Annotated in this window: 12 protein-coding genes; 10 read left to right on the top strand and 2 right to left on the bottom strand. The window is 76.0% G+C overall.

The features are described 5' to 3' along the window. The first annotated feature begins 57 nt into the window (after positions 1 to 57). From OO48_RS25345 to OO48_RS25335, 3 genes are read left to right on the top strand one after another with little or no spacing between them, the layout of a single operon-like run. Positions 58 to 822 carry an ABC transporter permease gene (locus OO48_RS25345; RefSeq protein ID WP_033220232.1) on the top strand — a complete coding sequence of 255 codons (765 nt, stop codon included), beginning with the start codon at positions 58 to 60 and terminating at the stop codon, positions 820 to 822. 35 nt (positions 823 to 857) lie between these two features. Continuing rightward, positions 858 to 1820 carry a daunorubicin resistance protein DrrA family ABC transporter ATP-binding protein gene (locus tag OO48_RS25340; RefSeq protein ID WP_033220230.1) on the top strand — a complete coding sequence of 321 codons (963 nt, stop codon included), beginning with the start codon at positions 858 to 860 and terminating at the stop codon, positions 1818 to 1820. A gap of 2 nt (positions 1821 to 1822) precedes the next feature. Next, positions 1823 to 2806 (top strand): NAD-dependent epimerase/dehydratase family protein, encoded by a 984-nt coding sequence (locus tag OO48_RS25335; RefSeq protein ID WP_051732743.1) that lies wholly within the window; start codon positions 1823 to 1825, stop codon positions 2804 to 2806. A 21-nt stretch (positions 2807 to 2827) separates the two neighbouring features. Here OO48_RS25335 and OO48_RS25330 read toward each other — a convergent pair whose 3' ends face one another. Next, positions 2828 to 3589, bottom strand: coding sequence for an alpha/beta fold hydrolase (locus OO48_RS25330; protein WP_033220228.1), 762 nt, complete (start codon positions 3587 to 3589; stop codon positions 2828 to 2830). A gap of 60 nt (positions 3590 to 3649) precedes the next feature. On the opposite strand from OO48_RS25330, the gene OO48_RS25325 reads away from it, so the two are divergent. Beyond that, entirely contained in the window at positions 3650 to 4078 is a 429-nt protein-coding gene (locus OO48_RS25325) for a MarR family winged helix-turn-helix transcriptional regulator (RefSeq protein WP_033220226.1), read from the top strand. Between the two features lie 69 nt (positions 4079 to 4147). Then, a complete protein-coding gene (locus OO48_RS25320; RefSeq protein ID WP_033220224.1) occupies positions 4148 to 5242 on the top strand; it encodes a polyprenyl synthetase family protein in 1095 nt (364 codons plus the stop codon). Between the two features lie 62 nt (positions 5243 to 5304). Here OO48_RS25320 and OO48_RS25315 read toward each other — a convergent pair whose 3' ends face one another. Continuing rightward, the gene (locus tag OO48_RS25315; protein ID WP_033220222.1) at positions 5305 to 6216 is read right to left on the bottom strand and encodes an aldo/keto reductase; all 912 of its coding nucleotides are present in this window, start codon (positions 6214 to 6216) and stop codon (positions 5305 to 5307) included. An 85-nt stretch (positions 6217 to 6301) separates the two neighbouring features. Here OO48_RS25315 and OO48_RS25310 point away from each other — a divergent pair, with 85 nt between their 5' ends. The 5 genes from OO48_RS25310 to OO48_RS25290 all read left to right on the top strand — a co-directional run bounded on the left by OO48_RS25310 (position 6302) and on the right by OO48_RS25290 (position 18568). Further along, the gene (locus tag OO48_RS25310; protein ID WP_425338577.1) at positions 6302 to 7288 is read left to right on the top strand and encodes a DUF5937 family protein; all 987 of its coding nucleotides are present in this window, start codon (positions 6302 to 6304) and stop codon (positions 7286 to 7288) included. Positions 7289 to 7603: 315 nt separating this feature from the next. Further along, on the top strand, positions 7604 to 9019 hold the full coding sequence (locus OO48_RS25305; RefSeq protein WP_051732742.1) for a hypothetical protein: 1416 nt from the start codon (positions 7604 to 7606) through the stop codon (positions 9017 to 9019). Further along, entirely contained in the window at positions 9013 to 10479 is a 1467-nt protein-coding gene (locus OO48_RS25300) for an MFS transporter (RefSeq protein ID WP_081952362.1), read from the top strand. Before OO48_RS25305 ends, OO48_RS25300 begins: the two co-directional genes overlap by 7 nt. Positions 10480 to 10655: 176 nt before the next feature. Next, positions 10656 to 14132, top strand: a complete 3477-nt coding sequence (locus tag OO48_RS25295) for a non-ribosomal peptide synthetase (protein WP_033220220.1) — start codon at positions 10656 to 10658, stop codon at positions 14130 to 14132. Positions 14133 to 14242: 110 nt separating this feature from the next. After that, the gene (locus OO48_RS25290) at positions 14243 to 18568 is read left to right on the top strand and encodes a non-ribosomal peptide synthetase (RefSeq protein ID WP_051732738.1); all 4326 of its coding nucleotides are present in this window, start codon (positions 14243 to 14245) and stop codon (positions 18566 to 18568) included. Positions 18569 to 18574: the final 6 nt, after the last annotated feature.

Below are 18574 nucleotides of genomic sequence, written 5' to 3'. Positions count from 1 at the left end.
GCCCCTGACCCCCGATCCCGCCCCGACCGATCCCGCCCCGAACAGGAAACGCCCACCGTGAAAAGCCTCCGCGACACCTGGCTGGTGTTCCAGCGGCACCTGCTGCTGATGGCCCGCTCCCCGCTGCAGATCTTCCTCGGGGTCGCCCAACCCGTCGTCTACCTCGCCCTGTTCGCGCCGCTGCTCAAGCCCGCCCTGGCCTCGATGGGCGCGGGCACGATGGCCGACGCCTACCGGATCTACGTCCCCGGCATGCTCGTCGCCCTCGCCCTCGGCGGCGGCCTGTACGTCGGCTTCGGCCTGCTGGCCGAACTCGGCTCCGGCGTGATCGAACGGGCCCGGGTCACCCCGGTCAGCCGGGTCGCGCTGCTGCTCGGCCGCTCGCTGCGGGACGTGGTGGTGCTGGCCGTCCAGGCCGCCGTGATCATCGTGCTGGCGATCCCGCTCGGCCTGCTGGTGCGCGTCCCGGACCTGCTGCTGGCCTACCTCCTGCTCGCGCTGATCTCGCTGACCAGCTCCGCGGTCTCCTACGGCCTGGCGCTCAAGGTCGGCAACCCGGACGTGCTGGGCCAGCTGGTCAACAACCTCGCCCAGCCGCTGATGCTGCTCTCCGGCACCCTGCTGCCGCTCGCGCTGGCCCCGCTGTGGCTGCGCCGGGTCTCCGACTGGAACCCGTTCAGCTGGGCCGTGACCGGCATGCGCGCCCTGTTCACCGGCCATCCCGGCGATCCGGCGGTCTGGCACAGTCTCGCCCTGATGGCGGCCGTCGCCCTCGCCGCGCTGCTCTGGTCGGCCCGCCGCTTCGCCCGCGCCGTCCGCTGACCCCGTTCCCCCGACCCCGCACGAGAAGGACCCCGATGATCGAGACCAGCGGACTGCGGAAGTCCTACCGGACCGGCCGCCGCCGCCGCGCCACCACCGTGGACGCCGTGGCCGGACTGGACCTGCACGTGGCCGAGGGCGAGATCTTCGGACTCCTCGGCCCCAACGGCGCCGGCAAGACCACCACCCTGCGGATGCTCGCCACCCTGCTCCCGCCCGACGGCGGCCGGGCCACCGTGGCCGGCGCCGACCTGATCGCCCGCCCCGCCGACGTCCGGCGCGCCATCGGCTACGTCGCCCAGGGCGGCGGCACCTGGGACGAGGTGACGGCCCGGGAGGAACTCGTGCTCCAGGCCCGGATGCACGGCCTGGGCAAGGCCGAGGCGCAGACCCGGGCCGCCGCCGCCGTCGACTCCTTCGACCTCGCCGAGTACGCCGACCGCCCCTGCCGCGGCTACTCGGGCGGCCAGCGCCGCCGGCTGGACCTCGCCCTCGGCGTGGTCCACCGCCCCACCGTGCTGTTCCTGGACGAGCCCACCTCCGGACTCGACCCCGCCGCCCGGGCCCGGCTGTGGGCCGAGGTCCGCCGGCTGCGCGACGCGGGCATGACGGTGTTCCTGACCACCCACTACCTGGACGAGGCCGACGCGCTCTGCGACCGGATCGCCATCGTCGACGGCGGCACCCTGGTCGCCGAGGGCACCCCGGCCGAGCTCAAGCGCTCCGTCGCCGGCGAGGTGGTCACCGTCACCGTCGCCGAACCCCACCTGGCGCCCAAGGCCGCCGAGGTGCTCACCGCCCAGGAGTGCGTCCGCCGCGCCGAGCTGCGCGGGGACGGCGCGCTGCGGCTGTCGGTCGACACCGGCGAGAGCGCGATGCCGCAGATCATGCGGACCCTGGGCGGGGCGGACATCGCCACCGCCACCATCGCCCTGCACCGCCCCACCCTGGACGACGTCTTCCTCGCCCGCACCGGCCGCTCGCTGGAGGAGTCCTGACCATGGCAGCCACCCCCGACCCCCGACCCCTGACGGACGTCCGCCGCGCGGTGGTCACCGGCGGCGCGGGCTTCGTCGGCTCGCACCTGTGCGACCGGCTGCGCGCCGCCGGCACCGAGGTGGTGTGCGTCGACAACCTGCTCACCGGCAGCCTCGACAACCTCGCCGACCGCGCCGACGACCCCGGCTTCACCTTCCGCCACCAGGACGTCTGCGACCCCTTCGACGTGGACGGGCCGGTCGACCTGGTCGTCCACCTCGCCTCGCCCGCCTCCCCGCACGACTACGCCCGCCACCCCGTCGAAACCCTCCGGGCCGGTGCCCACGGCACCCACCACGCGCTCGAACTCGCCCGCCGCAAGGGCGCCCGCTTCCTGCTGACCTCCACCTCCGAGGTCTACGGCGACCCGCTCGTCCACCCGCAGCCCGAGACGTACTGGGGCAACGTCAACCCGATCGGCCCGCGCAGCCAGTACGACGAGGCCAAGCGCTACGCCGAGGCGCTCACCACCGCCTACCGCACCGCCCGGGGCACCGACACCGTCATCGTCCGGCTGTTCAACACCTACGGCCCGCGGATGCGCCCCACCGACGGGCGCGCCGTGCCCGCCTTCATCACCCAGGCGCTGGCCGGCCGGCCGCTCACCGTCGCCGGGGACGGCGGCCAGACCCGCTCGCTGTGCCACGTCGACGACACCGTCGCCGGCATCCTGGCCGCGGCCGCCGCCGGGCACCCCGGCCCGATCAACCTCGGCAACCCCGCCGAGCTGACCATCCTCGAACTCGCCCACCGGATCCGCGCGCTGTGCGCCTCCGCCTCGCCGGTCGAGTTCGTCGAACGCCCCGGCGACGACCCCGCGATGCGCCGCCCCGACATCACCCTGGCCCGCACCGTCCTGGGCTGGCAGCCCGCCGTCGACACCGACGAGGGCCTGGCGCGGACCATCGCCTGGTTCGCCCGCCACCTGGTCGGCGCCCGGGCCTGAGCACGGCGGTCGGGAGCGGCCTCAGCCCGCCAGCACGGCGTCGAGGTGCGCGAACACGACCTCCGGCCGCTCCAGGTGGGGGAGGTGCCCGGCCCCGGACACCGTCACGAAGCGGGCGTCGGCGAAGGCGCGGGCGTAGGCCGCGCCGTACCCGGGGGTGGCGACCCGGTCGCTCTCGCCCCACAGCACCAGGACGGGCACCCGGACGTCCCGCAGCCGCTCGCGCAGGCCCGGGTCGTGCATGTAGGGGTCGCCGGCCAGGGCGCGCATGGTGTCCGCGTTGCCCCGGCGGCGGGCGAGTTCGGCCGGGGGCAGGGTCGCGGGGTCGACGAAGTGGCGGTCGGGGTCGTGCCAGGAGTGCTCCGCGAGGCCGCGGGCGTCCAGGGCGAAGACGTCGGCGAGCGGTTCCCCGTCCACCCCGATGCCCACGGCGTCGATCAGCACCAGGCCGGTGACCGTCGCGCCACCGTCCTCGCCGCCGGGGCCGTCGCGCAGGGCCATCTCGGCGCCGATCCACCCGCCGAGCGAGGAGCCCACCACCAGGACGTCGCGCAGTCCGCGCCGCCGCAGCAGGTCGAGGTAGGCGTCGGCGAGGTCGGCGACCCGGAGGAGGGCGGCCGGGCGTTCGGTGCCGTCCCAGCCGGGGTGGACGGGGGTCAGGACGTGGGCGGAGCCGGCCAGGTGGCCGGCCAGCGGGGCGACGGTGGCCGGACCGCCGCCGCCGTGCAGGAGCAGGACGGGACGGCCGGTGCCGGCCTCGGTGAGGAGGGGTTCGGTGGTCATGCGCCCACCATAACTAAGGATGCTTATTTAAGCTAGTTTAGTTGCGAGTAGGGTGGGAGCATGAACGCTGAGCTCCACGTCCTCGGCCAGGCCGTCAAGCAGGTCCAGTACCGGCAGCACCGCGCCCTCGACACCGCCCTGACCGCCGTCGGCACCACCCTCGCCCAGTGGGACGCCCTCCGGGCGGTCGCCCGCCGCCCCGGCGCCTCCGCCCGGGAGCTCGCCGCCGTCACCTTCCAGACCGAGCAGTCCTTCGGCACCCTCGCCGGACGCCTCGTCTCCCAGGGCCTCGTCACCCGCGAACCGGGCCGCGGCCGACGCCTCGAACACCACCTCACCCCCGCCGGCGAACGCGTCCTCGCCGCCGGCGAACAGGTCGCGGACGAGGTCCTGACCGCCCACTTCGCCCCGCTCCCCGCCGAGGACCGGGCCACCCTGCTGCGCCTGCTCCGGACCCTGGCCCCCGACCCCGCCGCCGAGGCCCGCTGACCCGGCCGCTTAGGGCCACCGGCCCCGCCCCGCGCCCGCCACCCCGCCGCGGCGTGAAAACCTGGCGGCGTGACCGACGTCCTCACCGCCGCCCTGCACCGCGCGGCCGCCCACCAGCGCCGCTTCGAAACCCGCTTCGCGGCCTACTTCGACTCCCTGACCGACCCGGCCGCGGGCGGCACCCTGGACGCGCCCCCGCACGGCGGGTTCCCCGCCCGCGCCCTCGCCCTGGTCCGCGAACTCTCCCTGCGCGGCGGCAAGCGCTTGCGGGTCGCCCTGCTGCACGAGGCCGCCGCCCTGGTCACCGACCGGCCGGTGCCCGGCCTGGACGCCGCCGCCCTCAGCATCGAACTGCTGCACACCCACGGCCTGATCCACGACGACCTCATCGACGGCTCGCCCGAGCGCCGCGGCGGCCCCTCCACCCACCGGTCCTACCGCGAGGAGTTCCCCGACCGGCCCGACACCGCGCTCGCCCTCACCGTCCTCGCCGGGGACCTGGCCGCCTTCCTCGCCGTCCGGGTCCTGCTCACCGGCGACCTGCCCCCCGAGCGCGCCCTCGCCATGGCCGCCGTCCCCGTCGATGCCGGAGCCGACGCCGTCAACGGCCAACTCCTCGACCTGGAGCGCGACTTCCCGCCCGAACCGGACACCGCGTTCCTGCACACCGTCACCGAGTACAAGTCCACCCGCTACTCGGTGCTCGCCCCGCTCCGGCTGGGCCTGCTCGCCGCCGGCGCCGACCCGGCCCCGTACGACGCCGAACTGCGCGGGTACGCCACCGCGCTGGGCATCGCCAACCAGATCCACGACGACTGGCTGGACCTCTTCGGCGACCCGCGGACCCTCGGCAAGCCCCTCGGCACCGACCTCCGCTCCGGCCGCCGCAGCTACCTCGTCCGCGCCCTGCTCGCCGCCGCCGACCCCGCCGAGCGCGAGACCCTGCACGCGGTCCTCGGCGCCCCCGGTGCCGACGAGGACGCCCTCGCCCCGGTCCGCCGCATCGCCCGCGCCCACGGCATCGACCGCGCCCTGCGGGACGAAGCCGCCCGGCACGCCCGCCGGGCCGCCGACCTGGCGGCCGGCTGGGGCGACCGCTGGCGCCCGGAGGCCGCGGCCTTCTTCGCCCACCTCCCGGCCTGGTCCACCACCCGCGACCGCTGAACCCCGGCCCGCCGCCCGCCACCCACCGCGCCGCCGCCCCGGGGCCCTGCCCGGGAAGGCCCTCACCCCCCGCCGTGCAGCGCGTCCAGCAGCGCGAGTTCGTCCCCGGACAACCGCAGCGCGCCGGCCGCCACGTTGGCGGCGAGGTGCGCCGGGTCGCCGGTGCCGGGGATGGCCAGGACGTGCGGGCCGCGGTGGAGCGTCCAGGCGATCCGCAGCTGCGCGGGGGAGACCCCGTGCGCCCGGGCCACCTCGGTGACCAGCGGGTGCTCGGCGCCGTCCGCCGCCCCGTACTGCCGGCCCGAGGCGGCGAGCGCGTAGAACGGGACGAAGGCCACGCCCTGCTCGCCGCAGAGTTCCACGAACGGGTCCTGCTCGGGCCGGACCCCCAGGCCGTACATGTTCTGCACGCACACCACGGGGGCGATGGCCCGGGCCTCGGCCAGGTGGTGGGGCAGGACGTTGGACAGGCCCAGGTGCCGGACCAGCCCGGCGGTGCGCAGTTCGGCCAGCGCGCCGAAGCGTTCGGCGACCGGGCCGGCGCCCACGACGCGCAGGTTGACCAGGTCCAGGTGGTCGCGGCCGAGTTGGCGCAGGTTCTCCTCGACCAGGCCGCGCAGCTGCTCGGGCCGGGCGTGCGGCAGCCACGCCCCCGAGGGGTCGCGGGGCTGGCCGACCTTGGTGGCGATCACCAGGTCGTCGGGGTAGGGGGACAGCGCGCGGTTGATCAGCTCGTTGGCCGAGCGCAGCGGGGAGAAGTAGAAGGCGGCGGTGTCGATGTGGTTCACGCCGAGTTCGACGGCCCGGCGCAGCACGGCGACCGCCTGCCCGCGGTCGCGGGGCACCGCGCCGGGCACCAGGGCCGGGCCGCTCTGGGCCAGCCGCATCGCGCCGAAGCCGATCCGGTTGACCTCCAGGTCTCCCAGGGTCCAGGTGCCCGCCGCGGCGGCGGTGATCATCGGTGGTGGGGTCATGCCGGAGATGATCGGCCGGCGGCTACAGTGGCGGCCACCGATTCGGACATGCCCGAATCCCCGGCAGCGGCAGGAGGGGGACGCCGTGGCGGAGCTGCTCTTCCCGGCCGGTGACGTGGCCCGGATCCGGTTCGCGGTCTCGCCGATGTGGCAACTCACCACCGGATACCGCCTGTCGGCCTCCGGCGCGGCCGACCCGGTGCACCGGCGCTGGCTCGCGCAGGTGCGGCCCAGGGCGGCCGCCGCCGGCCTGGACCGGGGCTGGCTCGCCGAACTGGTCCCGCCCGGCGCCGGCTACGTGCCGGACTTCCTCAACCCGGCCCCCGCCGGCCCGGCCCCGGCGCTGGACGAGGAACTGGCGGCGATCGCCGCCACCCCCGCCGACCGGATCCGGGCCGACCTCGACCACCTGCGCCACCACCTGGGCGGCGCCGGTCCCAAGGCGCGCGCCCTGCACGCCGACCCGGCCGCCCGGCTGCCGCAGCTGCTGCGGGAGATCGAGACCCACTGGGAGCTGGCGTTCGCCCCGTACTGGCCGCGGATCCGGGCCCTGCTGGAGGCCGACGTCTTCCACCGGGCCCGGCAGGCCGCCCGCCACGGCACCGGGCACCTCCTCAACACGCTGCACCCACAGGTGAGTTGGGACGGCTCCGGGCTGCACCTGGCCCGCCGGGCCAGGACGCTGGCCCGGCACGCCGCGGGCGGCGGCCTGCTCCTGGTGCCCACCGCCTTCAAGGGCCCCGGCCTGTCCACCCGGATCAGCCCGCCCGACCCGCCGCAGCTGGCCTACCGCGCCCGCGGCGCCGGCCGGCTCTGGGAGCCGCGCACCACCGCCGCCACCGAGGCGCTGGCCGCCGTCCTGGGCCGGGCCCGCACCCGGTTGCTGGCCGAGCTCGACACCCCCGCCTCCACCACCGAACTGGCCCGCCGCACCGGCCTCTCCGCGGCCCACGTCTCGCAGAACCTCACCGCCCTGCGCGAGGCCGGTTTCGTCACCTCCCACCGCGCCGGGCGCACCGTCCTGTACGCCCGCACCGAAGTCGCCGAAACGGTCCTCCGGGCGGCCCGCTGACCCCCCGCCCGGCCGTTCGTGACGGAACGTCACCATTTCGCGCCCGCCCAGGGGGCGGGGGTAGATGACCGTTACATGATCGCATATTGATATTTTTCGATATCCGGTGAGGGCGGCGGAGAATATCTTCCGCTGGGGAAGGAATCCCGCAGCTTCTCCGGCCCGCCCCTGATCCAAGCGGAAGACCGGCTTCCGCCGAGCCGGCCGCCGCCCCGAGCCGCTGATACGTTGCCGCCGGCGACGGGGGGACAGTGGCCGGTTACACCCGAACCCTGCCGCCCTCTCTTCCGGAACACGCAGAAACCGTGTGGGGGCATGGACAGTCAAGGCGATCGTTTGCGGCTCTCCTCCGAGGCGCCCGGTGCACCCGGAGACATCTGGAACCTGCTTCCCCGGGACTTCCGAAAGACCGTCACCAGCCTTTCCGCCGAGCGCTCGCGGCAGATCCACGACGGCATCGCCGGCACCAAGGGCGACTGGCGCCCGCTGCGCCCGATGGTCCTCGACCGCGCCCACTACGACCAGGTCGGCCGGATCTCCGCCCGCCTGATGCGACTCGTGCTGGACGCCTGCCGGCGCCGCGCCGGCAACGCCGGCGAACTCCAGGACGCGCTCGGCGTCCCCGCCGAGCAGACCCCGCTGCTCGACCGCTCCGCCCCGCTGGAGGACGGACTGCTGGTCGCCGCCCGCCCCGACGTCCTGTACGCCGACGGCGTCCCGTACTTCGTCGAGTTCAACATCGACGGCGCCCTGGGCGGCACCCTCCAGGCCGACCTGCTCGCCGAACGCTTCCGCGACCTGCACCGGCTCGTCCCCGGCGGCGAGCGCGTCCACGCCCCCGCCTCCGCCGTCGACGCGCGCTTCGCCGAGATCCGCACCTCGCTCGCCCTCCCCGAGGGCGCCCGCGTCGCCATCCCGGTCTTCCGCCAGGGCGCGGCACCCGGCCTGGAGGACGCCGAGGCGTTCCTGAGCTGGCTCGGCCCGATGTGCGACAGCGGCCGCCGGCACGGCATGGACACCGTCGCCTGCACCATGGACCGGCTCACCAACGGCGCCGACGACGACCTGCTGCTGGACGGCCGCCGGGTGGACGCCGTGTTCCGGCTGTTCCTCGCCCACGACCAGCCGGCCGGCCCCGGCCTCGACGCCCTGGTGCGGGCCGTCAAGGCCGGCCGGGTCGCGATGCACACCCCCGAGACCACCTGGCTGCTGAGCGACAAGACCACCATGGCCTGGCTCTGGCAGGACCGGGACCAACTGCCCGACCCCGACCGGGAACTGGTCGAGCGCCACGTCCCGTGGACCGCGCTGCTCCCCGCCGGTCCCGAGGACGGCGCGGCGGACGGGACCGAGGACGACACGCTGCGCCGGGCGCTCGCCCGGCGCGCCGAACTCGTCCTCAAGCCGGTCGGCGGCTACGGCGGCAGCGGCGTCGTGCTCGGCCCCGAGACCACCGACGAGCAGTGGCGCCGGGCGCTGCTGCGCGCCCGCCGCGAGGGCCGCCACGTCCTGCAGCGCCACGTGCGGCCCGACCTGCTCGCGCTGGACTTCGCCGACCAGCGGACCGGCGCCGTCGAACGCGCCGAAGTCCCGTTCGTGCTGGGACCGTTCATGTTCGGCGGCGCCCCCTCCGGGGTGCTGGTGCGGCACGGCGTCCCCGGCGGCGGGCCGGTGCTGAACGCCCACCACGGCGCCGTGATGAGCACCGTCCTGCTGGCGGACCGATGTTGACCCGGCGCCGGGCGGAGGACCGCCCCGTCGGCACCGTCGGCACCGAGGACGCCGACCGCCCCGAGGACCCCGGCGGAGCCCCGGCCGGCGGAGGCGCCCGGCTGGGCCGGCCCTTCCGGCTGTTCCAGTCCGCCGTGGTCGCCTCCGACCTCGCCGACGGCATCTACAAGACCGCCGTCCCGCTGCTGGCCCTCGGCATCACCCGCTCCGCCCTCGGCATCACCCTGGTCGGCCTCGCCGTGCGGCTGCCCTGGCTGATCGCCATCCTCCCGGCCGGCGTGGCCGCCGACCGCTACCCGCCGCGGACGGTGATGCGCTGGGCCTCGGCCGTGCGGCTGCCCATGGTCGCCCTGCTGTGCGCCCTGGCCGCCACCGACCGGCTCACGCTCTGGGCGCTCGCCCTGGCCGCCTTCCTGGTCGGCTGCGCGGGCAGCTTCGTCGACGTCGCCGCCCAGTCCCAACTGCCCCGCCTGGTCGCCAAACCGCACCTGGCCAGGGCCAACGCCAGCCTGCAGTCCACCCAGACCTTCCTGGCCCAGCTGCTCGGCCCCGCCCTCGGCGGCTACGCGGCGGCCGTGGGCGCCGGCGGCGGCCTGGCCGCCTCCGTCCTGCTCTACCTGGTGACGGTGTGGGCGCTGGGCCTGCTGCCCTCCCCGCCCCCGCCGCGGACCGTCCCGTCACAGACCGCCCCGCCGCAGACCGTCCAGGCGCAGACCGCCCCGCCGGAACCGGCGCCACCCGCACCGGCCGCCCCGCCGGAGCAGCGGCCCGGGGAACGGTCCGGTGAGCGGCCCGGTGAGCGGCCCGCCCGGCTGCGCGCCCTGGTCCGCGAACTCGGCGAAGGACTGCGCTACTTCCGCGGCCGCGCGGACCTCCTCCGGCTCGCCGCCACCGCCGCCGCCAACAACCTGGCGTACGCGATGTGCCTGACCATCCTGCCGCTGTGGGCCGTCGCCCCCGGCCCGCTCGGGCTGACCACCACCGGTTACGGCCTGCTGCTCACCTGCCTGGCGGTCGGCAGCATCGCCGCCGGCCCGACCGCCGGGCGGGTGCTGCGCGGGGTCGGCGAACAGCGGGTGATGCGCTTCGGCGCGCCCCTGCTCGGGTTCTGCTTCCTGTCCGCGGGAGCGGGCTCGGTGGCGGTGGTCGCCTCCGGGTTCCTCTGCTACGGTCTGCTCTCCACCGTGTGGAGCGTCGCCGTCCTGTCGTACCGTCAGGCGACCATCCCCACCGAGCTGTTCGGCCGGGTCAACGCCGCCTACCGCTGGCTGACCTGGGGCGTCATCCCGCTGGGCGCCGCCCTCGCCGGAGCCCTCGCCGCCCTCGCCGGCACCCGCTGGGTGTTCGTCGTCGCGGGCGCCCTGCCGATCGCCGTCGGGGTGCTGCTGCCCCCGGTCCGGCCCGTCCCCGCGGAGGACGACACCGCGGAGGACAGCCCCGCGCCGCCCGCCACCACCTGACGCCCCACCACCTGACGCCCCACCACCCGACGCCCCGCCGCGCGCCACCACCACCCGGCGCCGCCACCGCGCGCCCCGGGGGACCGCACCCCCGGGCCCGCGCCGCCCGCCCCACCGCCACCACGCACCGAACGAACCCACGCACCGAACGAACCCACGGAAAATGGTGTCCACGCATGTCGTTCCTGCATGACCTGCTCAGCACGCAGGCCGAGTCGAACCCCACGCGGACCGTCGCCCTCCTCGACGACGCCTCGGTCACCTACGGCCAGGCCGAGGCGGCCGCCGACCGCATCGCCGCCGGCCTCGCCGCGCACGGCGTCCGCCCCGGCGACCGGGTCGGCCTGCTGATGTCCCGCTCGCTCGACCTGCTGCCCGCCGTCTTCGGTGCGCTGCGCTCCGGCGGCGTCTGCGTCCCCGTCGACCCGGAGGACCCGGCCGACCGCCGCAGCGCCATCCTGTCCCTCTCCGGCGCCCGGGTGGTGCTCACCGAACGCGCCCTGCTCGACGCCGACGCCCCCGAGGGCGTGCGCCTGCTGGCCGTCGAGGACCTGCTGACCGGTGACCACGCCCCGCTCGCCGCCCCGGCCGAACTCGCCGAGGACGCCGTCGCGTTCATCTTCTACACCTCCGGCTCCACCGGAGCCCCCAAGGGCGTCGTGCTCACCCACCGCGCCCTGCTGGCCGGCCAGCGCTGGCTGCAGCGGACCTTCCCGCTCCAGCCCGGCGACCGCCAGCTGCTGCGCACCACCCTCAGCATCACCAACCTGGTCCGCGAGGTCTTCTGGCCGGTGCTGTCCGGCGGCGCCGTCGTCATCGTCCCGCCCGGCGGCCACAAGGACCCCGACCGGCTGGTCGAGCTGATCAACGCCGGCTCGGTGACCACCCTGATGGTCGTCCCCGCGCTGCTCGCCGGCATCCTGGAGAACCCGGCGTTCGCCGCCAACACCTCGCTGAAGTACGTGTTCTGCAGCAGCGACGTGATGCCCGGCGCGCTGCCCGAGGCGTACTTCGCCGCCGGCCCGAAGGCCCGCCTGTTCAACGTGTACGGCCTCACCGAGGCCCTGTACAGCACCTACTACGAGTGCCTGCCCGGCACCGCGTACGAGGGCTTCGTGCCGGTCGGCCACCCTGCCGAACTCACCCCCCGGATCCTCGACGAGCAGCTGCGCCCCGTCCCGGCCGGCACCACCGGCGAACTGTGCCTGGCCGGCACCGGCATCGCCGAGGGCTACGACGAGCTGCCCGAGCTGACCGCCGCCAAGTTCGCCGACACCCCCGAGGGCCGGGTCTTCCGCACCGGCGACCTGGCCCGGCAGGGCGCCGACGGCAGCCTCGAACTGCTCGGCCGGATGGACGACCAGGTCAAGATCGCCGGCTACCGGGTCGAACTCGGGGAGGTCGAGGCCCGGCTGCTGGAGGTCCCCGGCGTCACCGGCGCCGTCGCCTCCGGCCTGCGCGACACCGGCGGCCACCAGCGCCTGGTCGCCCACCTGACCTGCGGGGCCGAGCCGCCCACCGCCGCCGCCATCCGCGCCCACCTCGCCGACCGGCTGCCGTACTACATGGTCCCGGCCGCGTTCACCGTCATCGACGCCATCCCGCTGACCCACAACGGCAAGGTCGACCGCCGCACCCTGCAGACCCTCCAGGGCGCCCACCTCGAACTCGCCGAGGAGTACACCCCCGCCCGCACCGACCTGGAGGGCTACCTCTGCGAGCTGTGGGCCGAAGCCCTGGCCCTGCCCCGGGTCGGCATCCACGACAACTTCTTCGCCCTCGGCGGCGACTCCATCCAGGGCTTCCTGATCAGCGCCCGCGCCAACCGCGACGGCATCGCGCTCAGCGCCACCCAGGTCTTCGCCACCCCCACCGTCGCCGAGACCGCCGCCTTCGTCGAGGAGCAGGACCGCGACCGGCCGCAGCACACCGGCCCGGTCGAGGTCCGGCCCTTCACCGTCCCCGAGGCCGACCTCGCCGCGGTCCGCGCCGCCGCCGCCGACCCCGACGGCATCGAGACGGTCTACCCGCTCACCGAGATGCAGAAGGGCATGCTCTTCCACTCGATGCTCGACCCGGACTCCGGCGTCTACTTCGAGCAGTTCCTGTACGCCCTGAACGGCGAACTCGACCTCGACGGCTACCACCGCGCCTGGCAGCAGGTCGTCGACCGGCACGAGATCCTGCGGGTGTGGATCGCCACCCGCGGCCTGTCCGAGCCGCTGCAGGCCGTCCAGCGCACCGCCGAACTCGGCTGGACCGTCCTCGACTGGACCGGCCACGACGCCGCCGAACAGCACGAGCTGCTGGAGCGCTACCTCGACGACGACCGCCGCCGCGGCTTCGCCTACGACCGCGCCCCGCTGTTCCGGCTCACCCTGGTCCGGCTCGGCGAGAGCACCTACAAGCTCGTGATGAGCTACCACCACCTCATCCTCGACGCCTGGTCGCTGTTCGTGCTGCTGCGCGACTCGCTGGAGATCTACCACGCCCGGCTCGACGGCCGGCGGCCCGAACTGCGCCCCACCCGCTCCTTCGGCGACTACGTCGCCTTCCTGGAGCAGGAGGACACCGACGGCGCCCGCGACTACTGGCTGCGGCGCCTGGCCGGGTTCCGCCGCCCCACCGTCATCGGCGCCTCCGCGCAGCTCGGCCTCTCCGCCAGCTCCCAGGAGATGCACGCCGAGGCCCGCCTCGACCTCGGCGAGGAGCTCACCGAGCGCCTGCTCGCCTACGGCCGCGCCAACCGGCTCACCCTCAACTCGCTGGTCCAGGGCGCCTGGGCGGTCGTCGTCGGCGGCTTCAGCGCCCAGGACGACGTCTGCTTCGGCATCACCATCACCCACCGGCCGGTCGGCCTGGCCGGCGTCGAGGACATCGTCGGCATCTTCATCAACAGCCTGCCCATGCGCGTCGTCCTCGACCGGGAACAGCCCATCGGCCACTGGCTCCAGGAAGTCCAGCGCACCCAGGTCGCCGCCCGCTCCCACGACCACTACCCGCTGCCGCTGATCCAGCAGCGCACCGACCTGCCCAGCGGCCAGCCGCTGTTCGAGTCCCTGCTGATCTTCGAGAACTTCCCCCGCGGCACCGGCTGGACCGGCCGCGGCGGCATCGACGTCCGGCAGGAACGCTACGTCGGCTGGACGAATTACCCCTTCGCCATCGAGGCGATGCCCGAGGAGCAGCTGTTCTTCCAGGTCAAGTACGACCTGGCGTTCTTCTCCGAGGAAGCCGTCACCCGCATCCTGGACGCCTTCCGCGGCGTGCTGACCGCCATCGCCGACGGCGGCACCACCACCGTCGGCAAGCTCACCGGCCACCTCGCCGAGCAGCGGCCCGCCCCCGCCCCCGCGCCCGCCGGGGACACCGCGCTCTTCCCGGCCCGCGGCACCGCCGCCACCGCCGCCGTCACCACCCCGCCCGGCACCGAGGACGAGATCGCCCTCGCCCGGCTGTGGGCCCAGGTGCTGCAGACCGAGGAGATCGACATCCACACGCCGTTCCTCGCGCTCGGCGGCAGCTCGCTGGCCGCGATGCGGCTGGTCGCACTCGCCCAGAGCGAGGGCTTCGACTTCGAACTGAGCGAACTGTTCACCGCCGACGGCACCGTCCACCGCCTGGCCGCCGACCCCGACGGCCACACCGGCTGACCACCCCGCCGGGCCGGGCGGGCGCCCACCGCGCACCCGCCGCCCGGCCCGGCACCGGCCAGGCACCACGTCGACGACCGGCCCGCCCACCGGCACAGAGAGGCAGCACCATGGAACACCCCCCGTCCGGCACCACCGCGCAGGACGCCCGGGACCTGCTCGGCGAACTCGCCGAGCACGGCGTCCTGGTGCGCTCCCGCCGCGGCCGGCTGGTCGTCGACGCACCGCCCGCCACCCCGCGCCCCCTGCTGGAGCGCCTCACCGCGGCCGAACCGGACGTCCTCGCCGCCGTCACCGCCCACCCCGGCCTGCCCGGACCCGCCCTCCCGCCCGACACCCCCGCACCCGCCGGCACGCCCTTCGCGCTGACCGACCTGCAGAGCGCCTACCACGTCGGCGAAACGCACTACCCGCAGCTGCGCACCCCCGCCCACCTCGCCCACGGCTTCGCCGTCCCCGACCTCGACCTGCCCCGCTGGACGGCCGCCCTGCGCACCGTCCTCACCCGGCACGAGATGCTCCGCGCCGCCCTCGACCCCGACGGCCGCCAGCACGTCACCGACCTCCCCGACCACTGGGGCCCGCAGGTCACCGACCACCGCCACCTCACCCCCGCCGAGGCCCGCGCCGCCTTCCTGCGCCTGCGCGAGCACGCCGCCGACCACCTGCCGCCGCTGGAGTCCGGCACCCAGCTCGGCTGCACCGTCCACCTGGCCCCCGACACCGCGTACGTGCTGATCACCCTGCGCCTGTTCGTCCTGGACGCCCGCTCCATCGGCCTGCTCTGCCGCGACCTCGCCGCCGCCTACGAAGGCCGCCCGCTCACCGGCCCCACCCCGCCCGGGCTCTTCCGGCGCTACACCGAGGCACTGGAGCGGCACCGCGACAGCCAGGCCCACCGCAACGCCGTCGCCCACTGGACCCGCCGCGCCGCCCAACTGCCGCCCCCGCCCGCGCTGCCCGACACCGCCGCGCCCGCCGAGGCCCGCTTCGCCCGCGTCCGCCACCGCCTGCCCGCCCCCGTCTGGGCCCGGCTGCGCGAACGCGCCCGCGACGCCGGACTGTCGGCCAACACCGTGCTGTGCGCCGCCTACGCCGAACTGCTGCGCCGCTGGTCCGGACAGCAGTCCTTCGCGCTCACCGTGCTGGTCGCCACCCGGGGCATGCTCGCCGGCGACACCGCCGGCACCGGCGTCGACGAGTGCGCGGGCAACTTCGGCAGCACCCTGCTGCTGGAGTGCGACGGCACCGCCGACACCTTCACCGCCCGCGCCACCGCCCTCCAGCAGCGCCTGATGGCGGACCTGCCGCACGTGTGGCTCTCCGCCGTCGAACTCGCCCGCCGCGCCCGGCGCACCCGCCCCGACGCGACGGTCGCCAGCCCGTTCGTCTTCGCCTCCGGCCTCGACTCCACCGCCGGCGAGGCGCTGCCCCCGCACCTGACCGCCGACGGCTGGCAGCTGCTGTTCAAGGCCATGCACACCCCGCAGGTCCTGCTCGACCACCAGGTCTCCGAGGAGGACGGCGAACTCGTCTGCACCTTCGACCACGTCACCGACGCCTTCCCCGACGGCCTGGTCGCCGAACTCGCCGCCGCCCACGCCGACCTGCTGCACCGCCTCGCCGACGACCCGCGCAGCTGGACCGCCACCCACCACCCCGACCTGCCCGAAGCGCTGCTCGCCGCCCGCCGCGCCGCCAACCGCACCCACCGCCCCACCGCCCCCGGCGACGTCCTCGACGGGCTGCGCACCGGCGCCGCGCACACCCCCGACCGGCCCGCCCTGATCGGCGCCGACGGCGCCGTCGGCTACCGGCGGGCCGCCACCGCCGCCACCCGCACCGCCCGCGACCTCGACCGGGCCGGCGCCCGCCCCGGCGGCCTGGTCGGCGTCCTCGCCCGCAAGGGCCCCGCCCAGTACCTCGCCGCGCTCGCCGCCCTCGCCCACGGCTCCGGCTACGTCCCGCTCGGCGTCGACTGGCCGCCCGCCCGGATCGCCGCCCTGCTGGAACGGCACGCCATCACCCACCTGCTCGCCGACGACGAGGGCGCCCGGCTGGCCGCCGCGCTGCCCGGGCCCGCCGCCCCCACCACCACCGCGCTGCGCCCGCTCACCGAGGCGCCCGACGACGACGCGTACGAACTGCCCGCCCAGGACCCGGACGCGCTCGCCTACGTCATCTTCACCTCCGGCTCCACCGGCACCCCCAAGGGCGTGGCCATCCCGCACGGCGGACTGCGCAACACCGTCCGGGACATGGTGGAGCGCTTCGGCGTCGGCCCCGACGACCGGCTGCTGTCGCTGTCCGAACTGCACTTCGACCTCTCCGCCTTCGACCTGTTCGGCGCCCTGCACGCCGGAGCCGCCGTCGTCGTCCCCCCGTGCGGCCCCCGCCCCGACCCCGAACTGTGGGCGCGGTGGGTGCTCGACAGCGGCGCCACCGTGTGGAACACCGTCCCGGCCCTGCTGGAGATGCTCCTCGACCACCTCGGCGAGCGCGCCGCCGACGTCCTCGGCGGGCTGCGGCTGATCCTGCTCAGCGGCGACTGGATCCCGCTCCCGCTGCCCGCCCGGATCCGCGCCGCCTGCCCCGAGGCCCGGCTGGTCGCCCTCGGCGGCGCCACCGAAGCCTCGATCTGGTCCAACTACCACGTCGTGGAGGACCTCGACCCGTCCTGGAAGTCCGTCCCCTACGGCCTGCCGCTCGCCAACCAGCGCTACCACGTCCTCGACGCCGGGCACGCCGACGTCCCGCACTGGGTGCCGGGGGAGCTGTACATCGCCGGCGACGGCCTGGCCGCCGCCTACTACGGCCAGCCGGAACTGACCGCCGAACGCTTCCCGCGCCACCCGCGCACCGGCGAGCGCCTCTACCGCACCGGCGACCACGCCCGCTACCGGCCCGACGGCACCCTGGAGTTCCTCGGCCGCGCCGACAGCCAGGCCAAGGTCCGCGGCTACCGGGTCGACCTGCTGGAGGTCGAGCAGCAGCTCGCCGCCCAGCCCGGCGTGCGCGCCGCCGCCTGCGCCGTCACCGGCACCGGCGCCGACAGCCGACTGACCGCCTTCGTCGTCCCCGCCGAGGACGGGCCCGGTCCCGACCCGGCCGCCCTGCGGGCCGGCCTGGCCGCCGTCCTGCCCGGCTACGCGGTGCCCGGCGTCGTCCACCGCGTCCCCGCGCTGCCGCTGACCGCCAACGGCAAGCGCGACGCCCGCGCGCTGCTCGCCCTCGCCGCCGAAGCCGAAGCCGAAGCCGAAGCCGAAGCCGAAGCTGCGGGAGCCGTGGGAGCCGCAGGAGCCGACGCCGGGGGAGCGGTCGGCCCGGCCGGCGACGGCCCCGCCCCCGGCCGGCCCCCGCGCACCGAGCGCGAACGCGCCCTGGCCGCACTGTGGCAGCGGGTCTGCGGCACCACCGTCCGCTCCGTCGACGACGACTTCTTCGCCAGCGGCGGCAGCTCCGTCAGCGCGGTGCGGCTGCTGCGCCTGATCGGCGAGGAGTTCGGGGTCCGCCTGCCGCTGTCCAGCCTGTTCGAGGCCGGCACCATCGCCGGGCAGTGCGCGCTCCTGGACCGTCGCGGCCGCCGCACCCTGCTGCCCGTCCGCGAGGGCGGCCCGGACACCGTGGTGCTGGTCCACCCCGTCGGCGGCCACCTGCTGGGCTACCGCGACCTGATCGAAGCCCTGCCGGCCCGCTTCGCCGTGCACGGGCTGCAGAGCCCGCCCGCCGCCGAACTGCCCGGCACGCTCGGCGAACTCGCCGACGAGTACGCCGCCGCCGTCGCCGCCCTCGGCACCCCCGTCCACCTGCTCGGCTGGTCGCTCGGCGGCGTGCTCGCCGCCGAGATCGCCCACCGGCTGCCCGACGCCCCGCGCTCGCTCACCCTGGTCGACAGCTTCGTGGCCGCACCCGGAGCCCGCGCGACGGCGGACGCGGGGGAGGCCGCCACCGCGGCCGGCTTCTTCGCCGACCACCTCGGCCGGGACGACACCGGCGCCCCCGACCTGCGCGTCCCCGCCGGGCACCCCGACCCGTTCGGCCACCTCGCCGCCCGGCACCTGCCCGACGAGCCCCCGCAGGCCCTGCGCGCCCTGCACGACCAGTACCGCGCCCTGTACCGGCTGCTGCTGGCCCACCGCCCCCGCCCGCTGCCCGGCCGCTGCCCGCAGACCTTCGTCCGCGCGGGCGGCGAACGCCCCGACGCCTTCCCCGGCCTGACGCCCGCGCAGGCGCACCCCGGCGCGCTCGTCCCGCCCGGCACCGACGTCCGCACCGAGGCCGGCACCCACCACACCGTCGTCCGGGCGGACGCCGCGCACCGCCTCGCCCGGATCCTCGACCGGCACGCCGACCGCACCGATCACGCAGGCCGCACCGACCACGCAGGCCGCACCGGCCGCGCCGACCACGCAGAGCCCGCCACCACCAGGAAGTGAGACACC

Source organism: Kitasatospora phosalacinea (assembly GCF_000716545.1).
Taxonomy (GTDB): domain Bacteria; phylum Actinomycetota; class Actinomycetes; order Streptomycetales; family Streptomycetaceae; genus Kitasatospora; species Kitasatospora phosalacinea.
This window is presented reverse-complemented; position numbering and strand designations above follow the sequence as displayed.